Below are 22,295 nucleotides of genomic sequence, written 5' to 3'. Positions count from 1 at the left end.
ATGGGGTGTCTCTTGGTCCCGACCTTGACCTTGACACGGTGTCAAGGTCTTCACTGGTCTCAAGGAGGTGGAACCAATGACCAATCCACACAGCATCACGCAGAGCCGTTCGGATCAGGAGCCCGTCATCGCGGCACTGTCGTCGCCGAACCCACAGCAGCGGCTGCAGGCAGCACTGTCAGTCGGAACCACGGCCGAGGACCGCCACCTCGGCGCCCTCATCCAGCGGTGCAGAACCGAACCGGACTTCTTCGTCCGTGACATGCTCACCTGGGCGATCACACGGATGCCCGCCGAGGCGACCGTCCCGCTGCTCATCGCCGAGCTGAGCTCCGAGGTGCCGCAGGCCCAGAGCCAGGCCCTTCACACGCTGTCGAAGATCGGTGATCCCCGCGGCTGGGAGGCCATAGATCCGGGAACCATCGGAGACGGCCTGATCGCCCATGCCGACACCGAGGTGGCCCGCAGTGCGTGGAGGGCCGCAGTGGCACTCGTCCCCGGTGATGAGCGGGAGAAATTGGCATCGTCCCTGGTCACGCAGCTTGGGCGAGGTGATGTGGAGACGCAGAAGAGCCTCAGTCGAGCCATCGTCTCCCTCGGAGAGGATCTCGTGTCAGTGCTCGATGGAAGACTGCAGGCAGAGGAAGAAACAGTGCGGACACACGCCATGGCTACCCGGGACATGTTCACCGATCCGGATGCCGGTTTTGCTCACGCCTTGAGTGAAGCCAAGCGCGTGGTCGCACTGGGGTCCGAGGCGTCAGCATAGGTCGATTTTGGGAAGGGTCGACCGAGGCAGCGTTGCCGAGCGGGGCAAGCTCGCGCGGCGCTGCGTGCGACACCTCGGACTCCTTCCTCCGAAGCTCAGTGCTCTGTCGGCCGAGCTGCAGCAGTGTGACCTGTCTATAGTGGAGACGGGAGAGGGGTGCCAATGCGGATCGGCGAAGTTGCCAGACGCTCCGGTGTGAGCGCTCGGATGCTGCGACACTATGAATCCTTGGGCCTCATCGATCCCAGCGAGCGCACCTCGAGCGGGTACCGGGAGTACTCCGCGGCCGATATCGGTCGCATCTTCCATATTGAGGGGCTGCGCAAACTCGGAATGTCGCTGTCAGAGATCGGAACCCTGCTCAGCGATCCGGCGTTCGATCCCAGCCGGCTGCTTCACGAGCTGGTCGAGACGACCAAGCAGCGCATCGCAGCCGAACAGGAGCTGCTCTCCCACCTCGAACGCATCGACCGCCTCCACCATGCCGATGGTGAGGCGCTGCTGCTGACCATCGATCTCATGCGCTCCCTGGAATCTGGTGACGTCATCCAACGGCACAAGGCGGCTTTGGGCAGCGGCGTCGACGGAACGGTGCCCGTCGAATCCCTGTCGACAGCCGTACTCAATGAACCCGTGCTCAACGCCGCCGGGGCCATGCGCTGGGCCTTGGCACAGTCGGGATCCGAAGCGGTCCGCTATTTGGCGAAGGGCATGGACGACCTGTCCGTCGACGTCCGACGCAATGCGCTGCAGGCCCTCGACGAGATCCGTCGCAATACAGCGAGAGACGAGCTCGGGCCCGTCGCTGAGAAGATGATCACCGCGTCCCTGCACTCCGGCCTCGGCGACCCAGATCTTCAGGTGCGCAGCAGTGCGGCGCTCATTCTCGGTCAGATGGGGGATCCCGTTGCAGTCTCAGATCTGCTCGAGATCGCGATGGATGGGCCCAAGGACATCGAAGCCGCCGAAGCTCTCGCCGCATTCGTCAATGAGGCCCCGGAGGAAGGGGCACGGGCAGAGGTCGCGTCCCGGATCATGGCGGACCTGCGTCGCCATGCCAAGTCACCTGAGGCGACGGTGCGTTTTCGAGTGCTGCAGGTCCTCATCGAAACTACCGGTGCCGAGGCCGATGACTTCATTGCAGAGCTGCGCACCGACGAGAGCTTCGAAGTCGCAGCCACGGCAACCGCAGCCCTGAACCGACGCCGCGATCATTAAACTTGTCCCATGACCTCCGGAACAACGACGCCCGATCCTGGGCCAGACCGATCGGCCGCCTCCCCGAAGAGACGGCAACGGCAGCCGTTCGCGTTCCGGCGTCACCATTTCACGGTCACCGGGGTGCTTGACTACCTCTTCTTCCTCTTCGCCGGAGCCTCGTCGACCTGGTTGGCGGTGCTGATCCTGTTCAAGGGATTCTCACTGGGCTGGTGGCAGGTGCTGACTCTGCTCGTGTTCTGGGTGGTGGTGTCTTACCTGGCACTGCCACGGCTGCACCGCATCCTGTCCCAGATCTACGTCCCCAACTACTTCATCGGTCGAGCCCGGACGTCGGACGGACTGCTCGGCGACCCGGTCAACCTCGCATGGCGCGGCGATGAGGCACAGATCCACCACGCGATGAAGGCCGCCGGGTGGATCCTTGCCGACAGCATCACCCCGGCCTCGACCTGGGAGATCATCACATCCACGCTGACGAGGCGAAGCTATCCCAAGGCGCCCGTATCGCCTCTGCTGCTGTTCGGCAGACGGCAGGACTTCGCTTATCAGCAGGAGGTCGACGGCGATCCCGGGCAGCGACATCACGTCCGATTCTGGAAATGCCCCACCGGCTGGATGCTGCCCGGTGGGCACCAGGCGGACTGGTTGGCGGCGGGCACATACGACAAGAGCGTCGGAATCTCGCTCTTCACATTGCAGTTCACCCACAAGATCGAAGAGAACACCGATGTCGAACGTGACTACATCGTCGACACGGTGTCTTCGGCCGATGAGGCGATCGTCGTTCAGCACATCGAGGACTTCTCGACCGGCTACCACTCGCGCAACGGCGGCGGAGACGCGATCATCACCGACGGAGACCTGCCGATCATCGAGGTCACCGAGGTCACCGCTGACGAATCCGACTCCCCGGATCGTCTCGACCTCGCCCTCGATGCGACCTCGATCTACGCCGATGCCAAATCAGTCAGGGAGGTCACCAGGACTCTGTGGCACAGGCGGCCGCTGCAGACTGTCGTCGGTGCCGCACTCGTTCTGATTCTGCTCCTCTTCCAAGCATGGGACGTCCTGGGCACCGTGCTGGACTGGAACGGACTGCGCACTGAAGTCGTCGACTACAGCAAGGACATCGAAACCCTCGGAAACGAGGTGGCGACACGGATCGTGGCGGGCGTTCTCATCGGACTCAGCCTCCTCATCGGATGCCTGCAGGTGATCGCGAGCATCTCCGTGTTCCGGGGCAGCAACCGGGCGAGGCTGTGGATTCTGACTCTGTCCACAGTGTCGGTGATCGTGTCGATGACGAACTACTTCACCGGAGATCGCGACCTCGCGACCAACATGTACGCGTTGACGACGATCGCCATGCAGGTCGCTGTGCTGTTGTCCTTGTCGAGTGACTCGTCGCGGTTGTTCACCCGTTTCAGCACCGCAGCACTTCGTGCCGAACGCCAGGATCGGGCACTCGAGGACTGAGTGCGCGCGCACTTGCTGAGTGTCTGCGCACAGAGGAGTCGTGGACTCCCTGCCCTGTGTATCCTGATTGCGACTGCATTCCGAGGCTGCGTACCTGCCACCGGAACCGGATCCAAGCGAAGAGGCGCAATCCCATGACCGAATCGACATCCCGCTCATCTGCTCCCTCCGACGGGGCTGAGGCTTCTGACGCCTCTGTCTTCGACACGATCGATCCGGGCCTCAAAGTGGTCAGCGTCGAAGTGGAGATCGCCGCCCCGGCTGCTGAGATCTTCGAGCTCATCGCGGACCCTGTCCGCCAACCCGAGTGGGATGGCAACGACAACCTGGGCACAGCCGCTTCAGGGCAGAGGCCGACCAGCGTCGGAGGTTCCTTCATCACCACCCTGACCAAGGGCGTGGACCGTGAGAACCACATCGTCGAGTTCGAAGAGGGCAGGCTCATCGCCTGGAAGCCCTCCGAAGTCGGCGGGGAGCCCTTCGGGCAGAAGTGGACGTGGGAGATCGAAGCGACAGGAGAACGCTCAAGCCTGGTTCGCCAGACATATGACTGGACCGAGTTGAGAGACCCTCGGCGACTGCCCCGGGCACAGTCGACGACCTCGCAGAACCTGCTGGCCTCACTTGAAGGACTCAAGGCGCTCGCCGAAGGCTGAGACGCAAGCCAGCAGCACCTCGGCGAGGCCACGGCTCAGCCGCGTTGAAGCACAAGCTCCAGGTCATCGAGCACTGTCCGATCCTCGATCGTCGAGGGCACGGCCGGGGAGTCGACTCCGTCAGCGATCTCGCGCATCGTCTTGCGCAGAATCTTCCCCGACCGGGTCTTCGGCAGTGCAGTGACGATATCGACCTGCTTGAATGCGGCGACGGGGCCGATCTCCTTGCGCACCAGTGCCACGAGCTCGGCGATGACCGCCTTAGGATCGGTCGCCTCGGCGGAATCACTGAGAACGACCAGCGCACGCGGACTCTGCCCCTTCGTGTCATCGTGAACACCGATCACTGCGGTCTCTGCGACTGCGGGGTGGGAGGCGATGACGGCTTCGATGACACCCGTGGACAGGCGGTGACCGGCGACGTTGATGACATCGTCGGTGCGACCCATGACGAAGACATATCCGTCTTCGTCAAGGTATCCCGAGTCGCCGGTGAGGTAATAGCCGTCGAAGGCCGAGAGATATGAGGACACGAACCTGGAGTCATCGCCCCAGACGGTGGCCATCGTTCCCGGCGGCAGGGGCAGCTTCATGACGATGAGACCCTCCTCGCCTGCCGGCATGGGCTTGCCGGCTGGATCGAGGACGCCGACCTGGAAGCCCGGCACCGGCTTGGTCGGGGACCCGGCTTTGAGGGGGAACTGCGTGAGGCCGAGTGGATTGGCTGCGATCGGCCACCCGGTCTCTGTCTGCCACCAGTTGTCGACGACGGGAATGTCCCGACCGGTCGCCTCGGCGAGGATGTTCGTCGTCCACTCATAGGTGTCGGGATCAAGACGCTCACCGGCGAGGAACGATGCCCGCAGGCTGGAGAGATCGTACTTCTTGATGAGTTCGCCGTTCGGATCTTCTTTGCGGACCACACGCATGGCCGTCGGTGCCGTGAAGTGAACGTTGACCTTGTGGTCTTCGATGATGCGGAAGAAGGTGCCCGCATCGGGGGTGCCGATCGGTTTGCCCTCGAACAAGACCGAAGTGACTCCGGCCAACAGCGGCGCGTAGACGATATAGGTGTGCCCGACGACCCAGCCGACGTCGGAGGCTGTGAACATCGTGTCACCGGGATTGAGGCCGAAGATGTTGGGCATCGAGAATGCCGAAGCCACCGCGTAACCGCCGGAATCGCGCACGATGCCCTTCGGCTTTCCCGTCGTGCCGGAGGTGTAGAGAACGTAGAGCTCATCGGTGGCCTTGACGGGGACAGGATCAATGCCCTCGGGGGTGTTCTCGAGCAGCTCGGCGTAGTCGAGATCATTCTCGCTCATCTCGCAGCGATGCTCGTCGCGTTGGACGATGACGGTGAACTCAGGTTTGTTCTCGGCGATGTCGATCGCCTCGTCGACCATCGGCTTGTACTCGAGGATGCGGCTCTTCTCGACCCCGCACGAGGTGGAGATGACGGCCTTCGGAGAGGTGTCATCGATGCGAACAGCCAACTCGTTGGGGGCGAACCCGCCGAAGACCACCGAGTGGATCGCGCCGAGGCGGGCACAGGCGAGCATGGCGATCGCAGCCTCGGGAACCATCGGCATATAGATGATGACCCGATCGCCCTTGACCACACCCTTATCGGACAGGGCCCTGGCGAAGCGGGAAACCTCGTCGAGAAGGTCCGAGTAGGTGATCGTGCGAATCGTGTCGGTGACAGGTGAGTCATAGATGATTGCCGCCTGATCTCCGCGTCCGGCCGCCACATGGCGGTCGACGGCGTTGAAGCACACGTTGAGCTCACCGTCGGGGAACCAACGGTAGATGGGGGCGTTGGCGTCATCGACGGCGCGAGTCGGCTCGGTGATCCAGTCGATGTGCGTCTTGGCCTGGTCGAGCCAGAACTCTTCAGGATCGGCATCGATGCGGGCGATGACATCGTCGTAGCTGGGGGATTGGTCCTGTGCGATCGTGTTCATGATTCCATTGTGACCCATGGCACAGCGGCCCGTACCGGCAGATTGCGTCGATTTTTGGGTCTGTGATGGTTGCGCGCGAGCCGTTTCGACGCTAGAGCGACGGAGTTCTCTGACTGCGAGAGTGCCACTTGAGAGCACATGGTGAGACGGTCTTGTTGCAAATGTTCCCTGTGCCACACTGACGCCATGACTCAAACACAGGACAGCACGCAGAAGGTAGCAATCGTCACCGGAGCCTCTTCGGGAATCGGCGCGGCCACAGCAGCCGCACTCGCACAGGACGGTTGGCAGGTCATCGTCGCCGCCCGCCGCAAAGACAAGATCGAGAAGGTCGCTGCTGACATCGGCGGCACCGCCGTCGAGCTTGATGTCAGCTCGGACGAATCCGTCGCCAATCTCGCAGCCCAGGTCGATCGGGTCGATCTTCTGGTCAACAATGCTGGCGGTGCCCGCGGACTGGACCCTGTGGCAGAGGCCGACCTCGAAGACTGGCAGTGGATGTTCGACGTCAACGTCCTCGGCACCGTCCGAGTCACCAAGGCTCTGCTCGACAAGCTCATCGCCTCGGAGGGCCACATCATCAACACCGTCTCCATGGCCGCCTTCACCCCCTACGCCGGTGGTGCAGGCTACAACGTCGCGAAGTTCGGCGAGGGCGCACTGACCCGGGTACTGCGACTCGAGCACGTCGGCGACCCCATCCGAGTGACCCAGATCGATCCGGGACGGGTGGAGACCGACTTCTCCCTCAACCGCTTCGACGGTGACGCGGACAAGGCCGCCAAGGTGTACGCCGGCAAGCTCAACCTGTCCGCCGACGATGTCGCAGAGTCGATCCGCTGGGCCGCTTCTCTGCCGAGCCACGTCAACATCGACCACATCCACATCATGCCGCGCGACCAAGCCTGAGCTTCCCGGTCGCGCGTCGGCGCTCGGCGCGCGACCGGTGGCCACCGGCCAGCAGCTGTTCGGGCAGGCCGTACGTCGGCCCAGCCTGCGCAGAGCGTGCATGAACTCAGCTGTTTCACAACAGGTATTGTGCCGAGAACTCCTGATTGTCATCGCAGACAAGGCACAATGGGGACATGAGATATCTTGTTGCTCTGATCATCGGCATCGGCGCCCTGTTCGGCATCAACGCCTTCGCCGACCTCTTCTCGATGCCACGCCCATGGGGTTCGCTGCTGATGGGTGCGACCGTCGGAATCACGATGGTCGTCGTTCTCCTGATCTGGGAAGTCGTCAAACCCAGCAATAAGGACGCCGCCCCCGCGAAACCGGCGATGAGCGAGGAAGAGCGCGCGAATGCGCGTGCGGAACGTCGCGCCCGTTTGGCCGCCGAGGCGGGGGTGAGTCTTGATGACAACGGCGAGCCCGAGTCGCAGAGTGAAGCGAAGACCTCCGAAGCGAAGCCTTCCGAAGCCGAACCTGCGCCGGAGAAGACCACCGCGACTGAGTCGAAGACCACTTCGCCCGGAAAGACCGCTGTGCCCGGGGCGACCGCTGTGCCGGAATCGAAGACCACTGAAGACTCTGTGCCTGAGACGGCCCCGCCGATGCGATCGGCGGCAGAGGACGACACGTCACCGGAAGCCGACGAATCCTCGATTGAGGCGGAACCGGGCGTGGCCCCAGGCACCGATGCCGAGCGGAACTACGAAGAACCGGAGACCTTGTCACCGGACGAATTCAACGAAGAGGCGATGGGATCGTCCCTGGAAAGCCCTCCGACCGGAGAACCCGGAGTCTCCGTGGACTCGCTGGAAGCCGCTGAATCCGAGACCGCCGAGGCAGACGGAGTATCCGGTGACGACGAATCGGCAGACGCCGAGGAGTCCTCGGATGACGACGGGGCCGGAGAAGAGACGATTCCCGGCGGACCAACACCTAAAGGCTGATCACGGCAGCTGACTGCCGAAGGCGCTGACTGAGGAACAGGCCTCGCCCCGGCATCACTCCGTGTCTGAGGCTGCCCCCGAGTAGTGTGCGGCGAGGATCCTCAGACCCTCTTCGATGCTGACGCGCGGCGTCCACCCGAGAACCTTCTGGGTGCGGCGCTGGTCGAACCAGTGCGCGGTGGAGAGCTGCTCGGCCAAGAACCTCGTCAGCGGAGGCTCATCGTCGTGTTCTCCCAGTTCCCAGGCCTTCTCCACGACCGAGCCGGCGGCCAACGCGGGCCCCACGGGAATGCGCAGCTTCGGCACCTCGGCGCCGCCGGCGATCGCGATCCGCGACATGAGTTCACCGATGGGACGCGGCTGACCGTTCGTCACGACCAACGATTCGCCGTGCGTGGCCGCCACAGCGTCTACGGCGGCAACGATCGCCTCGACTGCGTTGTCGACGAACAGGGCGTCGACTAGCGGGGCACCCGATCCGAGAATCGGCATCCGGCCCGCCCGTGCACGGTCGATGACGCGTTCCGTCAACTGTGTGTCGCCAGGACCCCACATGAGGTGGGGGCGGAGGACGAGGACCTTGAAGTCCTGCGAATCGGCATCCAGTGCAATGAGCTCCCCAGCGGCCTTCGTTCGCGCGTACTCGCCGCGTGCCAGCTCGGGGGAGGCCGGACCTGCTCCTGCGCCGATGATCGAATCACCGGTATGGGCCACCGACGGTGAGGAGATGTGGACCAACCGCTTCACACCAGCTGCCTGAGCAGCATCGACGAGGGTCCGCGTGCCGCCGATGTTCACGGCCTCGAACTCGCTGGGGTCGCCCATCATGGATACCTTCGCTGCCAGGTGCACGACCGCCTCGGCGCCGGTGAGGGCTTCGGCAGTGCGGCTCGGATCAGTGACCGAGCCGATGACATCGCGGGCACCGGCCACCGAGGAGGGGCGACGCTGCAAGGTGGTGACCTCGTGGCCGTCTGCCACCAGCGCACGAGCGACGGATGACCCCAGGAGCCCGGAGGCGCCGGTGACGGTGATCTTCATGAAGACTCCTCAGACGGACGGGAAACGGACGGAATTCAGACCTTGGTGCGCACCGAACCGCCGGATAAGACGTGGTCGGCCCAGGTCGCCAAACGAGATCGATCGATCTTCGAATTGTGGCGGATATCGGTCGGGAATGTGGGAGCGATGAGGACCGCTGTGAGGTCGTGTCCGACAGTGTCGGCAACGAGTTCCCGCAGGCGCGCGGTCAGGTCCAGCGGTGCCAGACCGGGAGACAGCTCGGTCCCTTCAGCATCGAGGACGGCCACCAGCGACTGCGTTCCAGCCGGGCCGATGCCCACGATCGAGGAGCGGCTGACCTGCTCATCGGAATCGATGAGTGCCTCGAGGCCACCGGGACCGACAGGTCCTCGCGGTGTGGTGACCACATGCTGCAGGCGACCTTCGAGCCAGACGCGTCCCTCGGCGTCGATGTGGCCGATGTCGTTCGTCCGATGCCAGGTCCGACCGTCGAGGTCATCGCGTGCCGAGGCCGCGGTGGTGGCCCAGAGGTTGTCGTAGCCGGATTTGATGTGAGCGGCGCTGACGACGAATTCGCCCAGGTGTCCCTGTGCGTCAACGCCTTGTTCCAGCACATCCGCGGATGCACCTGAGTCGTCGATCGGAGCCAGGGCCAGTTCGACGCCGTCGATGGGGCGGCCCACGCACACGCCGAGGTTGGCCGTGGCGTCCGCGGCGGCCACACCGGCACGGTCGATGTCGGTCAGCAGGAGACCCTCGGTCATCCCATACGGCGAGTGGATGCTCGCGTTCGGGAACACCTCGGCGATGGAATCCATCAGCTCCAGCGGCACGGGGGCACCTGCCGAGAGCACGAGTTCGACCCGCGCGCAGGCGGCCTTCTGCTCCTCATCGAGGTCAGAGGCGGTGGCTGCGACGTTCTTGTACGCGGCAGGGGAGGCGAAGACCATCGTGGAATGACCGGCGATGATCGCATCGGAGATGGCGCTGGCCGTCAGAGTCTTCGGCTTGGTCACGGACATGTCCGGAGTCACCGAGGTGGCCCCGATGGCCGGTCCCAACAGCGCGAAGGGTGGGAAGCCGGCGACCAGGCCGGTGCCTTCGCGGACATCGAAGACGCGGGTCAGCACTGCTGCCAGGGCTGAGATGTCGCCGTGGGTGTAGCGCACGCCCTTGGCCGGTCCCGTCGATCCGGAGGTGAAGAGGATCGCCGCATCGTCGGTGGCTGCCGGGGTTGGCAGCTGTGCGTGGTGTGTGGTGCGCGAAAGCGCAGTCAGGCTGGTTTCGACCTTGAGGAGTTTGGCCTGCACCGCTCCCAGCGGGGATACGGAGATGCGGCGTCCGGGCCAGTTGAAGGCGCGGGCGAGGCCCAGTCCCGGCAGTTCCCCGATGATCCACTGCGGATCCGCCGAGGTGGTTGCCCGGGTCATGCCCTTCGGTCCGAGCCCGGCGTCGGCGACGACGGCGACCGCACCGATCTTCAGGCAGGCGTAGAGGGCCGCGGTGAGGTTGTTGCCGGGTGGCACGAGCATGGAGACCCGATCACCGGGGCGCACACCGAGTTCGAGCAGACCGCCCGCGATGCTCGTCGTCACGTGCCAGAGATGGCGCCAGGAGATCTGCTGCGCAGGGTTCTGGGCGAAGTCCACCGAGGCGATGGACTCGTCATCGTGGCGTGCGTCGAGGATCGCGGTGACCCCGCGTGCCGGGGGTTCTGCGTCCGGTGACTGCACGTTGTCGGCGTTCGTGTCCGTCGAGGCAGGGAACTGCGTCTCGAGCCAGTCGGTGACGACTCCGGCGACATCGTAGTCCTCGCTGACCAGGTGCGAGCCCAGTTCGAAGCGGTGCACATCGGCCTGGGGCAGGCGCTGACGCAGATCACGCAGGTAGCGTTCGAGGAACACCGGGTCCTTCGGTCCCCACACGAGGAGCGCAGGGTGCTCGTTGGCGGCGATGTCGGCACCCACGCGCTGGAGCTCGGAATAGGACGGGTGGTTCTCATCGACGGGGATGTCGGCGACGAAGCCACCGATCCCGTGACGCAGAGAGGCGTTGTCATAGGGGGAGCGGAAGGCGTCCTTGATCTCTGGATCGAGATCGCCGAGGCTCATCGTCACCCGCAGGAATCCGTCGGTGACCACGGTGGCAGTCGGGAGCATGGGCCCGGCCAGTGTGGCCCGCAGGGGTGCCGGTATGGGGGCGTCCTCGGGCTGGTGGACGGCCGTGTTCAGGCTGATGGAGGCGGAGACGAGATCGGTGTTGCGTGAGGCCCAGCCCAGGGACAGGACGCCACCCCAGTCGTGACCGATCGTCACGATCGGATGATCGACGGACGTAGCTCCGTCGTTGGGTGCAGTCCCGGCGTTGGGTGCGGCACTGCCGGCAACCTCGGCGAGGAGGGGTGTGACGACGGCATCGAAATCGGTGATGCGCTGGGACATGCGACGGACCTCGGCACCGTGGGGAGTCGGCAGCGACTCATGGCTCAGCCGCTCTGAGAACCCCATATCGAGCTGGTCGGGGGCGATGAGACGCCACACGCGACCACCGGACCGGGCGATGTCCACCGTCGCCTGCGCGAGGTGTCGCCACAGGTATGACCAGGTCGGATTGCCGTGCAGGGCAAGGATCGTGCCGCTTGGTTCCAGCCCTTCGCCGCGCAGCACGTCAAGGGTGTCGAGGACGTGGAAGGAATGCGGCCCGTCGGGAGTCCTGGCCTCGACGATTCGGGACCAGGCAGGGTCCCACTCGGGCAGCTTCGGGGGAGTCTGAGCCGGCCGTGCAGGAAATCTCATTGAACCTCTACCACTCGATTTCGGTCATTGCGGTGTTGAGTCCCGACCCGACTCCCATGCACAGGATGCGGTCGCCGGGCTTGAGGCTCGAGGCCTCGCGGCTGAGCGTGATCGGCAGGGATGCCGGTCCCACATTGCCCAGTTCGGGATAGGTGACCGGAATCCGGTCGGGATCGAGATTCGCGGCCTTCGTGATTGAGTTCACGTGCACGTCGGAGACCTGGTGCATGACGTAGCGATCCATCTCGCGCCAGTCCCAACCGTCCTCGTGGGCTTCCTCCCACGCGGCGACGACGAGTTCCATACCGCCGGCCAGCAGGCCCTTGGTGTCGGTGAACATTCCGTTGTGATCGCCTACGCACAGCTCGTGGTGCTGGGTCGCGGCACGGGTGATGCCGCCGAGGATGCGGTGGCCTTCCGGGTGCTTGTCTGCCGGTCCGAGGACGGCGGCGGAGGCTCCGGAGCCCAGTGTCAGAGAGGCGAACTCGTTGAGGTACTCCTCACGGCTGATGTCTGGGCGGGCCAGTCGGCGCAGTGTGGCCTCCTGGACGCGGGAGGCATCCTCACCGGCGACGACGAGCGCGTACTCGATCTGTCCGGCGTCGATCATGTTCGCAGCCAGGGTCATGCCGTTGACGAAGCCCAGGCAGGCGTTGGCGATGTCGAAATTCATCGCCTGCGAGCCCAGACCGATGCCCGCGTGGACGCCGACGGCCACAGAGGGTTCGAGGTGCTCACGCGTGCTGAGGTGTTGACCATCAGTCCTATCGACTCGGGAGAGACCCCCGACTCGGCGAGAGCCTTCTTACCGGCCGCGATCGCTCCATCGGCGAACTGGCTCGGCACGTCCCAGTTGCGGCGTGCGTCGACACCGGCGACGCGCTGCAGAAGGCCCGTGGGCAGATTGAGGGTGGACAGGGTATCGGCGAGGCGCTCGTCGAATTCTTGAGAGGTCACTTCGTTCGGGGCGAGGATCTCGGTCAGGCCGAGAAGCGCCACGTTCGAGTGCCGGAATGTTGCGTTGCCGTTCGCCAATTGAGGTTCTCATCCCTTTGCGGGTCGTTCGTCGTAGTCTGCTGGGCCGATGCGACGCACCCTATGAAGCGCGCCACGACGGGGGAAGTCCGGAGACTATCTTATATCCCTCAGGCTGAATTGTTTCTCAGCGAGTGAACCAGGTGAATCCGTCATAGGCCATTCCCGTCGCACAGAGGACCGCGATTCCGGCCAAAACGATCGACGTCACCGTGTGCGAGACCTTCGAGGACTGGAACCGAACGGCACGCGAATGGGACATGGGACGGTCGGTGACGAAGCGTCCGAACTGCGCGAAGATGCGCCAATCCATGACATCGATGAGCGACTTCGCTGCGAGGGTGAAGACGATGATGCAGCCCACGCCCATGAGCAGCGCGAAGATGAAGCCCATGAAGCCGAACTCGCGGAAGAACTCGACGACACGGTCGGCGATGGCGGTGGCGAAACCGGTGAATCCCTCGCTGAAGGGCAGCGCGTCAAAGGAATCGGTGATCCGGCCCAGGGTGAACCCGTCGCGTTCGGTCTGCTCCGCGCCGATGAACATGGCGACGGCGGCGGCCAAGGCGACGAGGAGGTTGATGATGGTGATCGTCGAATTGTCCGGCCAGAAGGCCAGGGACTTCAGCGTGTAGGTCGAGGCCAGAGCCACGCAGATGATCGCTCCGGCCAGGGCACCGACGGTCGCGGGCAGGAGCAGGTTGTTGAAGAACACGAACGCGATGACGGCGATGAGAGCGGCGCCGAAGATATATGTGAACACCGCCAGCGTGTCACCGTTGGACGACGTGGCCGCACGACGGTTCGTCTCGACCATCTGCCCCGACTGGCCGATGTTGTCCCGCAGCTGCGCCTTCGTGGCGCGCTCGTCGGAATCGGTGCCGGCCGCGGGCATGACGCGGGTCTCGTCCTCGGTCATTCCGTAGACGCGCTCGGGCTGCTGGTTATAGGCCCGAGTCGACTGATCATAGGCACGAGTCGGCTGGTCATAGGCTCGGGTCGACTGATCGTATGAGCCGCCCCGTGGCCGTGAACCCGGTGCGTGGCCCGGCTGACCGGTGCCGCCGGGACCGTAGCCTGGCTGCGTCTGCCCGCCTTGGGGCCCACGCTGCGGAGCCGGCTGCCATCGCCCGATCCGAGCCGCGATGATGTAGATGATGAGGACGACGAGTGCTGCGAGGACTCCGATTGAGATGCTGGCGCCGAGCTCGCTCATGAAGGACTTCCTGGGGATGGACAACGATGGTCGAGTACTCAGTCTAAGGAGGATCGGGGCGGTAATCACGTTCGCCCACGGGACGCACCGCGAATGTAGGGTGAGATCACGACCTGCAACGGCCTTCCGAGCAGTGAGGACCGCCCGGCATTCGAAGGAGAATCGCGATGAGCAACGCCCAGGCATTTACAACATCGGCCATGCCGCTTGACCAGCAGATCGTCCTCGTGACGGGAGCCGGTCGCGGTGTGGGTTCGTCCATCGCGAAGGCCTTCGCGCACGAGGAGGCCGCGCTCGTCATCAACTACCGCTATTCGGCCGAAGCAGCGGAGGAACTCGCCGAGGCGGTCCGGGCCCGCGGCGGACGTGCGGTGGCGATCGAGGCCGATGTCACCGACTCACGTGCCGTGGACGCCATGTTCGCCGCCGCACATGCGGAGTTCGGCGCGCCCGTGTCGACGGTGGTCAACAACGCCCTCGTCGACTTCTCCTTCAACGGGGAGGAACGACAGCCGGCAGACGAGATCGACTTCTCCGATTTCACCGACCAGTTCCGCGGCGCCGTCGGTGCCGCGCTCAACACCGTCCAGGCCGCGATGAGCGGATTCCGTGAGATCGGATCGGGACGGGTCATCAATATCGGATCCAACCTCGTCCAGAACCCGGTCGTGCCGTACCACGACTACACGGCGGCCAAAGCGGCTCTACTGTCCCTGACCAGGACCTTTGCAAAAGATCTCGGCCCCTCAGGAGTCAGAGTGAACATGGTCTCCGGTGGTCTGCTGCGCACCACCGACGCCTCCTCGGCAACGCCGGAGGAGGTCTTCGACCAGATCGCGGCACAGACTCCGCTGGGTCACGTGACGACTCCGGAGGAATTCGCCTCGGCGGTGGTGTTCTTCGCATCGCCGGCCTCACGCGCGGTGACGGGCCAGAACCTCGTCGTCGACAACGGCCTGGTGATGGGCTGACCCGCCGGCAGCCGAAGTCAGGAGCGACTCCGCACCGGCTCGTGAACCTTCGCGAACTTTCGTGAACTTTCGTGAACTTTCGTCGAGAGCCGACCGTAGCGGCGGCGGGCGACTTCAGGGAGTCGGCTTTGGCTGGTGCGGTCGGCTCTCGGCGATGTGCTTCTTGATGGCAGTGAACATTTCGCTGCGAAAGAGATCGGCCCAGACCAAATTGAAGACTGTGAACCCGGCATTGGCGAGCCGCATGTGCCGAGCATGGTTGTCCTTGCTGGCTCGATCTGGTCCGGACTCATTGAGGTAGTACTTGCCCAGACCATGGAACTCCACGATCAACGGAAGTCTTGCGTGCTTGAAGTCGCATCTGCCGAGAAACTTCCCAGCGCGATCGTGCACTGTCACCTGCGGAATCATCTCTCCGATGGAGAATCTGTGGAATTTCACCGCACAGAGTGACTCGCCCTGAGACTCATGCAGCGGGTCGGACAGCTCGATGCCTTGCTTCGCAACTCTGCACCCTCTTCGACGAATCTTCATCTGCTCGAAAAGGTCGGACTTGCTGATGTTGCCGGCTCGAAGAGCCTCGGAGATCATCGGTACGGATATCTCCAATGGGTAGTCATGAGCGATGTCGGAGAGCGTGCGCGAGAGATCTGTGACCGCAAAATCGCCGATGGTGGTCTGGTCTGCCGGTGGAACGATGCGGTTATAGATGCGCAATGTTGGGAAGTTCTCGTGATAACCGGTACGGATGATCTCGGCCCTGTCGGTTGCAGGGAACGGCGGGCGAATGCCGTGAATCAGAGCAGCCGAGATGTGAGAGAAAACGTCTCCGGAGCGGAGCTCGTGCAGTCGCGAACGAATCAAGGGTTTGAGGTTCTCGCTCTGGTCTCGGATATCGCCGAAAGTCTGGGGATAAGAGATCGGCTCGGCAGCGCCAGGCGAGTGCAGAACGGCATGATGCGGTGAACTGCAAGGGCGGACCACAGCATAGTGCCCACGCCGAATCTTTTGCAGGCAACACTGCTGCGCTCGGCGGACGTCATCATCGGTCAAGCCGAATCTGAGAAGGTCCTGTTTCATGTAAACCTGAACCATCTAACGATAATGGCATCAAACGATACTAAACGCAATGAAATGCTAAGTATTGAAGCGGATGCAATCGCAGATTCTGCTAGTCCGGAGAATGCGAATTCGCCGAAGGCCGACCGTAGCGGCGGCGGGCGACTTCAGGGAGTCGGCTTTGGCCGGTGCGGTCGGCTCTCGACGATTGATCGGACGGCTCTCGACGTTTGTTGGGTGGGAGCGAGCCGAGGGCCTCAGACCTTGTCGAGGAACGACAGGCTGCGTTCAAGGAGCAGCCGCGCATTGTCCTCGCGGTAGTCGGAGACCAGCGGGTCGCTGAACAGATGGCTGTCGCCCGGGTAGAGGAAGCACTCCGCCTGCGCCCCTGCTCGAGCGGCGGACTCCATCAGAGTCTGCTGAGCGGCGGCGTCGCGCCAGGTGTCGTCGACGGAGAAGTGGATCTGGACGGGCACATTCTCCTGCCACCGCGTCGGCTTGGGGAAGCCGCCGCCGTGGAAGAGGAGAGCGCCGCGGGCCCGTGCATCGTTTTTGCCCATCTGCTGGGCAATGCCGGCCCCGAGCGAGAGCCCGGCGAAGACGACCTCGCCGGTCAGATCAGCACAGGCCGAGGCCGCCCGGTCGACGAGCTGCGAGAACCCGACTTCCTGCGAGTGGCCGACCCCCGCCTCGGCGGTGGTGAATGTGCTGCCCTCGTAGACATCGGGGGCGAGCACGATGTGCCCGGCGCCTCTGTAGCGATCTGCGATCGCTTCGATGCCGGGGGTCTTGCCCAGCGCGGAATGGAACAGGACGATGGTCGCCATGTCGGTCTCCTAACTCGCGGACGATTTTGCGGGCTGTCTCGATGATCGACTCAGCGGCTGTGGCCGTGTGGGATGGCGAAGGAGTCTGCTCGGGCCGTCTCCCAGTCGGCGGCCCAGTCAGCGGGAGCACCGTTGAGCAGTTCGCCGGATTCGAGCCAGTCGTAGAGCCGGGCATAGGACCACGACTCAGACTCCGAGACATTGCGGCGCAGCATCGTCGGTTCCAGCTCATCCGGATGGGCCACGCCCATCGACGCCATCAGGCGCACGGCCTCGGCGACGGTGCCGTCGTGGTAGTTCTTCACGCGAGTCGACTTGTCGGGAACATCGATGGCGCGTGCACGGCGAGGATCCTGCGTGGCCACGCCGACGGGGCATTTGCCGGTGTGGCAGACCTGAGCCTGAATGCAGCCGACGGCCATCATCATGGCGCGAGCCGCCATTGTGAAGTCGGCACCCTGGATGAGTCGCTTGACGATGTCGGAGCCGGCCGCGATCTTCCCTGCCGCACCGATCTTGATGCGATCACGCAGCCCCGCACCCTTGAGCGCGTTGTGCACGATCATCAGGCCCTGGGTCAGAGGCAGGCCGACGTGGTTTTCGAATTCGAGCGGCGCAGCTCCCGTGCCGCCTTCTGAGCCGTCGACGATGATGAAGTCGGGAGTGATGCCGGTCTCGACCATGGCCTTGCAGATGCCGAGGAATTCGGTGCGCGAGCCCACACAGAGCTTGAAACCGGCAGGCTTGCCGCCGGAGAGCTTGCGCATCTGTTCGACGAACTGCAGGAGTTCGATCGGTGTCGAGAATACAGTGTGGTTCGGTGGGCTGACACAGGTTTTGCCGACGGGAATGCCACGGATCTCTGAGATCTCCTCGGTGACCTTCGGGCCGGGCAGGACGCCGCCGAGGCCGGGTTTGGCACCCTGGGACAGTTTGAGCGAGACCATCTTGACCTGTGGGTCCTGTGCCTTCTGCGCGAAGACATCCGGATCGAATTCGCCCTCGGAGGTTCGGCAGCCGAAGTAGCCGGTGCCGATCTCCCAGATCAGGTCGCCGCCGAACTCCTGGTGGTAGGGCGTGATCGAGCCTTCGCCGGTGTCCTGGGCGAACCCACCCAGGGCGGCGCCTTTGTTGAGCGAGCGCACCGCATTGTCACTCAGCGATCCGAAGCTCATGGCCGAGACGTTGAGGAGCGAGATGTCATAGGGCTGTGTGCATTCCGCACCGCCGACACGGATCCGCGGGGGAGTGGGGGAGCTCGTGATCGGAACCGTGGAGTGCATGAGGGCCTCGTAGCCCGTGCGATTGACATCGCGTTCAGTCCCGAAGGCGCTTTCGGAGTGCTTGCCTTTGGCGCGTTCGTAGATTATTGCGCGAGTGTTGCGATTGTACGGACGGCCATCCCAGTTCCGCTCGATGAAGTACTGCTGGATCTCTGGGCGAATCGACTCGAGCAGATACCGTGCGTGACCGGCGACCGGATAGTTGCGCAGGATCGAATGCTTCTTCTGGGTCACATCCCAGGCGGCGAGGGCGCCGAGGCCGAGCGCTGAGACGGCGGCAGCGGCCTGAGCCACGCGCTTTCCTGTTGAGTCTCCTCCGAGCTGGCTGACCATGGGGTACCGACCTTTCCTTGAACTTCTTCGGTCTGTGCTTGATGCGAGCCTAAACCGAGAACACGGGGATTTCAGGAAAGGGTGGGCTAAATTTCCGCCCGTCTGGCTCAGAACACTCGTATGAGCAGCGCCTGGACCAGTTCGTCGAGCTGGAGGGAGTAGCCGATGATGAGGAGGAACCCCGTGGCGATCCACGCGACTTCCTTCCAGGAGTCGTAACCGCTGAGGGGACGGTGGTCGTAGCGAAGTCCGCCGGCCATGACGATGACGAGGTCGATGACCCACCACAGGCCCAGTCCGCCGAGGCTGACCAGCTTGAGCCCGCCGGTGAGGAAGCGTCCCGTGTAGAGGCGGTCGGCACCGAGGAAGCCCAGCAGGAGCGATAGGAGCCAGGTGACGAAGAAGGAGCGGTTGGGATGGTTGTGCTCGGCCTCATTGTCGGAGTTCGGTCGTTTCACGGAACCCGGACGTTCAAGGGAGTCAAGGGAATTGAGGGAATCGAAGGGGTCGATGGAGGGCAGTTCGGGGACCAGAGACGACACGGACACGGTGTTCTCCTTCTCTTGCGTCGCCGCTCTCCGGGGAGCGATCGACGTGATGTGATCGACGTGCCGCGGAGAACCGGGGATGGGCGTCAGGTGGGGGATCTGAGTACAGCCTAGGAAGCACGTGAGTGTTCGCGCATTGGGGTTTTCCCCAGTATCGGCATAGCGTTGGATCTATGAGTACTGGTGAGCCGAGCGCGACGAGTACTCGGCGAACCATCGTGGCGGTGTTCTTGGCCGGAGTCTCGGTCTTCCTCGTGCTCTATGAGACGCAGGGACTGCTCCCCGCCATCCGCGGCGCCTACGACATCGACGCTCCCACAGCGAGCCTGACGGTCTCCGCCACCAACGTTGCCATGGCCGTCTTCCTCATCCCGTTCTCCGTGCTCGCCCCGCGCATCGGGCATGCCAGGCAGATCGCCGGCGGCGTGGTCCTGGCCGCGCTCCTCGCGCTCATCCTGCCGTTCATGCCGAGCCCCGAACTGCTCATCGCGGTCCGCTTCCTCCAAGGCGTGGCGATCGCCTCGGTGCCTGCCACCGCAATGGCCTATCTTTCGCTGCGGCTGCCGGCTCAGGCGCTGCCCGGGGCGATCGGCGTCTACATCGCCGGCAATACCATCGGAGGTCTCTCTTCCCGACTGCTCACGGGACTCGCTGCGGAAGTCCTCGGCTGGCATGGCGGCTTGGCGTTCACCGCGGTCATCTCACTGGTCTTCGGGCTCATCGTCGTCTGGCTGCTGCGCCACGATCTGTTCACCACGGCGCGAGCAGTCGCCGCACGAGAAGCCACCGAACCGGACGCGAACCCATCGACGACCGAGTCGGGTACTTCAACGACCGAGCCGGACACCGCGGATGTCACGGATGCGGGGCGGCCACCTCGGCGAGCGATCATTCCGCTGAGATCGGGGCTGTGGCGGATCTACCTCACGGGCTTCCTCTGCATGATCGTCTTCGGCGGGTCCTTCACGATGCTCGGCACCCGGCTGCAGCAGGACCCTTGGTACCTGAGCGAGGGTGCTGTCGCCCTGTTCTTCCTCATCTACCTCGTCGGCACCGTCGTGACCACGTATTACGGGCGCCTGGCCACGAAGCTCTCGCGCACCTCGCTGACGCTGATCGGCATGATCACGGCGCTCGCCGGTGCCGGACTCACTCTCGTCGATGATCTGCCGGTGATCATCATCGGCATGTCCCTGCTCACCGGCGGCTTCTTCCTCGGCCACACGGGCGCATCCGCGTCAGCCAGCGCCTCACGGCCCGGTGTCGACTCCACCCGATCGGCGGCCATCTACCTCACCGTCTACTATCTGGGCACCAGCCTGGGCGCCTGGCTGTCGGCGGTTCTGTTCACCGATTTCGCGTGGCCGGGCGTGGTCGTCATGTGCATGACCTCGTTGTTCGCCGTTCTCATCTTGACGTTGACCGGGGCTTCGATAGGGTTCAAGAAACGCAGCTGATCATTCGTTCAGCTTAAGAACCGGAGGACTTCATGCCCCACGCAGCACATTCGAACGTCACCTATACGATCGACCGGGGCGTCGCCCATGTGGAGATCGACCGCGCCGAGAAGCTCAACTCACTGACCAGAGAGGTGTTCGAAGACCTCGTCGAGGTCGGCCTCGCGCTCAGGGAATCGACTGAGGTCAGGGCCGTCGTGCTCTCCGGCCGCGGGCGGGCGTTCAGTGCTGGCCTGGACTTCACCGAGATGTCCAGGCTCGCGCAGGACGGCACTGCAACCACGTCGGCCGCCGAGGCTGGGGCTGGGTCTGCAGCAGCGACCGGCGGTGCCGTCGACGTCGGTGAGCGTCTCGGATCGGCTCGGGCGCTGGCGCAGAAGGCCGTGCATGTGTGGTCGCTCATCGAGGTGCCCGTCATCGCGGGGATCAGGGGCCCCGCGCTCGGCGGTGGGATGCAGATCGCGCTGGGTGCCGACATCCGCATCGCTGGCAAGGACGTTCAGCTGTCGCTGATGGAGATCAAGTGGGGGATCATCCCGGACATGTGCGGGACTCAGCTCCTGCCGCGCCTGGTCGGACCCGGAATAGCGAAGAAGCTCATCGCCACAGGTGAGGCCATCGGAGCCGAGGAAGCCCTGCGGATCGGTCTCGTCGAAGAAGTCGCCGAGGACCCGGTCGAGCGAGCCCTTGCGCTCGCCGCCGACATCGCCGGAAAATCACGCTCGGCGCTGGTCTGGGCGAAGAAGCTCGTCGATCTCTCCTTTGAGGCCGACCTGGCCACTGGCCTCGATGCCGAGCAGGAGGCCTTGGCCTCCCTCATCGGCACCGACGAGCAGCGCAAAGTCGTCACAGATCGGCTGGCCGCCATGGCCAAGAAATCGAAGGGCTGAAGGCCAAGAAATCGAAGGGCCGAGGTCCAGCCACCCCTTCGCGGTGTGTGACAACTCAGCCGTGTTTTCCGGGGAACTCCGGACGGACCGGGTCGATGCTCCGTTCGGATCCGACCACCTCGGCGACGGTGTCGAACGTGTCGAGCTCACGCAGCAGCACGAGTGTCGGGCGCATGAGCTTGAGGCGTTCCTCGGCTTCGGCGGTCAGGATCTCGGCCACCGGCATCCATTCGCTCGAATGGGCTTCGGTGGTCTGATGGTGGGCTGACTCGAGGTCACCGGCCGAGAGGGCATAGAAATAGGTGTCGAAGCGTTTAGGCCGTCCGGCCGGGGTGACCCAGTTCGCCCATGGCTTCAAGCCGGCAGGATCGAGCACGGCGCCAGTCTCCTCCTCGACCTCACGCACAGCGGTGGCGAGCAGGATGCGCCAACCGTCGGCCACCTCGGCGATGGTGGAGTCTTTCCACGCTGCCTGATGACTCTGCAGATCGGGGATCTCGATGGCCGCCGCGGTCTGCTCATCGATGGGGTCGACGCGACCGCCGGGGAAGACGACGACGCCGGCGGCGAAGTCCATGGTCGACACCCGGTGCTGGACGAAGACCTCGAGTCCGGTGGCGCCGTCGCGGATCATGAGCACGCTGACGGCGGGTTTGATCGGCACGGCGTGCGGGTCGGGCACATCGGGTCCGCGGCTGGAGGAATCGGCGAGGTCCGAACGGTCGACCCTCGGGGGAGATATCTCGAATCACTGTCAGCACCTTCGCTTCTGTGTCTGGTCGTTATCTCCCATTATGACTCTCACTAACGAGTAGGCCCGAGGTGGGGTCGGCCGGAGTCGGGGCGAACGTCGCAGGGAACATGCGGCACG

The 22,295-nt window shown here is 64.1% G+C and carries 18 protein-coding genes and 1 pseudogene; 9 read left to right on the top strand and 10 right to left on the bottom strand.

The genetic code is table 11. From position 1 onward, the window contains the following. Positions 1–76: 76 nt before the first annotated feature. The 4 genes from PGC08_RS18070 to PGC08_RS18055 all read left to right on the top strand — a co-directional run bounded on the left by PGC08_RS18070 (position 77) and on the right by PGC08_RS18055 (position 4,122). The gene (locus PGC08_RS18070) at positions 77–769 is read left to right on the top strand and encodes a HEAT repeat domain-containing protein (RefSeq protein WP_271709062.1); all 693 of its coding nucleotides are present in this window, start codon (positions 77–79) and stop codon (positions 767–769) included. 162 nt (positions 770–931) lie between these two features. Next, complete coding sequence (locus tag PGC08_RS18065) at positions 932–1,987, top strand: MerR family transcriptional regulator (RefSeq protein WP_009882309.1); 1,056 nt, start codon at positions 932–934, stop codon at positions 1,985–1,987. Positions 1,988–1,996: 9 nt separating this feature from the next. Further along, positions 1,997–3,466 carry an LssY C-terminal domain-containing protein gene (locus tag PGC08_RS18060; protein WP_009882310.1) on the top strand — a complete coding sequence of 490 codons (1,470 nt, stop codon included), beginning with the start codon at positions 1,997–1,999 and terminating at the stop codon, positions 3,464–3,466. A 134-nt stretch (positions 3,467–3,600) separates the two neighbouring features. Further along, entirely contained in the window at positions 3,601–4,122 is a 522-nt protein-coding gene (locus tag PGC08_RS18055; RefSeq protein WP_009882312.1) for an SRPBCC family protein, read from the top strand. A 35-nt stretch (positions 4,123–4,157) separates the two neighbouring features. On the opposite strand, the gene PGC08_RS18050 is transcribed toward PGC08_RS18055, so the two are convergent. Further along, positions 4,158–6,089: an acetate--CoA ligase gene (locus PGC08_RS18050; protein WP_271709061.1), complete on the bottom strand. Its 1,932-nt coding sequence runs from the start codon at positions 6,087–6,089 to the stop codon at positions 4,158–4,160. Between the two features lie 186 nt (positions 6,090–6,275). On the opposite strand from PGC08_RS18050, the gene PGC08_RS18045 reads away from it, so the two are divergent. Next, positions 6,276–6,998, top strand: a complete 723-nt coding sequence (locus tag PGC08_RS18045) for an SDR family oxidoreductase (protein WP_096146066.1) — start codon at positions 6,276–6,278, stop codon at positions 6,996–6,998. Between the two features lie 176 nt (positions 6,999–7,174). Next, positions 7,175–7,987, top strand: a complete 813-nt coding sequence (locus tag PGC08_RS18040; protein WP_271709060.1) for a hypothetical protein — start codon at positions 7,175–7,177, stop codon at positions 7,985–7,987. A gap of 54 nt (positions 7,988–8,041) precedes the next feature. Here the strand turns inward: PGC08_RS18040 and PGC08_RS18035 are convergent, their stop codons facing one another. From PGC08_RS18035 to PGC08_RS18020, 4 genes and pseudogenes are all read right to left on the bottom strand, one after another. Further along, complete coding sequence (locus PGC08_RS18035) at positions 8,042–9,028, bottom strand: NAD-dependent epimerase/dehydratase family protein (protein WP_009882316.1); 987 nt, start codon at positions 9,026–9,028, stop codon at positions 8,042–8,044. A 35-nt stretch (positions 9,029–9,063) separates the two neighbouring features. Next, positions 9,064–11,805: an alpha/beta fold hydrolase gene (locus PGC08_RS18030; RefSeq protein WP_271709059.1), complete on the bottom strand. Its 2,742-nt coding sequence runs from the start codon at positions 11,803–11,805 to the stop codon at positions 9,064–9,066. Positions 11,806–11,812: 7 nt separating this feature from the next. Next, a pseudogene (locus PGC08_RS18025) lies at positions 11,813–12,840 on the bottom strand (3-oxoacyl-ACP synthase III). Between the two features lie 127 nt (positions 12,841–12,967). Beyond that, the gene (locus PGC08_RS18020) at positions 12,968–14,056 is read right to left on the bottom strand and encodes a hypothetical protein (RefSeq protein WP_096146062.1); all 1,089 of its coding nucleotides are present in this window, start codon (positions 14,054–14,056) and stop codon (positions 12,968–12,970) included. A gap of 167 nt (positions 14,057–14,223) precedes the next feature. Between PGC08_RS18020 and PGC08_RS18015 the strand changes: the two genes are divergently transcribed. Then, positions 14,224–15,027, top strand: a complete 804-nt coding sequence (locus PGC08_RS18015; protein WP_096157698.1) for a 3-oxoacyl-ACP reductase — start codon at positions 14,224–14,226, stop codon at positions 15,025–15,027. Positions 15,028–15,141: 114 nt separating this feature from the next. Here PGC08_RS18015 and PGC08_RS18010 read toward each other — a convergent pair whose 3' ends face one another. From PGC08_RS18010 to PGC08_RS17995, 4 genes are all read right to left on the bottom strand, one after another. After that, positions 15,142–16,080: a hypothetical protein gene (locus tag PGC08_RS18010; protein WP_125188511.1), complete on the bottom strand. Its 939-nt coding sequence runs from the start codon at positions 16,078–16,080 to the stop codon at positions 15,142–15,144. Between the two features lie 263 nt (positions 16,081–16,343). After that, positions 16,344–16,913 carry a dienelactone hydrolase family protein gene (locus tag PGC08_RS18005; RefSeq protein ID WP_096157697.1) on the bottom strand — a complete coding sequence of 190 codons (570 nt, stop codon included), beginning with the start codon at positions 16,911–16,913 and terminating at the stop codon, positions 16,344–16,346. Between the two features lie 50 nt (positions 16,914–16,963). Further along, entirely contained in the window at positions 16,964–18,529 is a 1,566-nt protein-coding gene (locus PGC08_RS18000; protein WP_271709058.1) for an FMN-binding glutamate synthase family protein, read from the bottom strand. 107 nt (positions 18,530–18,636) lie between these two features. Then, positions 18,637–19,077 carry a TM2 domain-containing protein gene (locus PGC08_RS17995; RefSeq protein WP_271709057.1) on the bottom strand — a complete coding sequence of 147 codons (441 nt, stop codon included), beginning with the start codon at positions 19,075–19,077 and terminating at the stop codon, positions 18,637–18,639. A gap of 173 nt (positions 19,078–19,250) precedes the next feature. Between PGC08_RS17995 and PGC08_RS17990 the strand changes: the two genes are divergently transcribed. Next, entirely contained in the window at positions 19,251–20,534 is a 1,284-nt protein-coding gene (locus tag PGC08_RS17990; RefSeq protein ID WP_271709056.1) for an MFS transporter, read from the top strand. A 32-nt stretch (positions 20,535–20,566) separates the two neighbouring features. Then, positions 20,567–21,424: an enoyl-CoA hydratase-related protein gene (locus PGC08_RS17985; protein ID WP_271709055.1), complete on the top strand. Its 858-nt coding sequence runs from the start codon at positions 20,567–20,569 to the stop codon at positions 21,422–21,424. A 55-nt stretch (positions 21,425–21,479) separates the two neighbouring features. On the opposite strand, the gene PGC08_RS17980 is transcribed toward PGC08_RS17985, so the two are convergent. Then, positions 21,480–22,106: an NUDIX hydrolase gene (locus PGC08_RS17980; RefSeq protein ID WP_271709054.1), complete on the bottom strand. Its 627-nt coding sequence runs from the start codon at positions 22,104–22,106 to the stop codon at positions 21,480–21,482. Between the last annotated feature and the right edge of the window lie 189 nt (positions 22,107–22,295).

The organism is Brevibacterium sp. BDJS002, assembly GCF_028201555.1.
In the GTDB taxonomy this organism is placed as follows: Bacteria; Actinomycetota; Actinomycetes; order Actinomycetales; family Brevibacteriaceae; genus Brevibacterium; species Brevibacterium aurantiacum.
Note: the sequence above shows the minus strand (reverse complement) of the source record. Positions and strands in the feature narration are given on the sequence as shown.